Below are 258 nucleotides of genomic sequence, written 5' to 3'. Positions count from 1 at the left end.
CTCGTAAACCGATGGAGATACGACGATTTGCGCACGCTGCATCAAGGCGATGGTCTTCGGATAGGTCAGCGGCCCGCGATCGTCGGCGTCATTGAGATGCAGTCGCTGCCCGTTGGGACCCGAGCAAGAACCGGCCATGACGACGGGCAGAGGCATCACCGCTGCCGCCCTGTCGAGCACAGCCCCGTTCTTTCCCTCGTCCCACCAGCGACCGGCCGCGAAGACAAAGATCTTCTTTGGACGCTGGTTGGATCCGAC

Annotated in this window: 1 pseudogene; it reads right to left on the bottom strand. The window is 62.0% G+C overall.

Features of this window, described 5'->3' with window-relative positions:
• Positions 1–258: pseudogene (locus tag EOD29_RS37660) on the bottom strand (glycosyltransferase family 1 protein); the annotation flags it as partial.

This window comes from Mesorhizobium sp. M1A.T.Ca.IN.004.03.1.1 (assembly GCF_003997555.1).
Taxonomy (GTDB): domain Bacteria; phylum Pseudomonadota; class Alphaproteobacteria; order Rhizobiales; family Rhizobiaceae; genus Mesorhizobium.
This window is presented reverse-complemented; position numbering and strand designations above follow the sequence as displayed.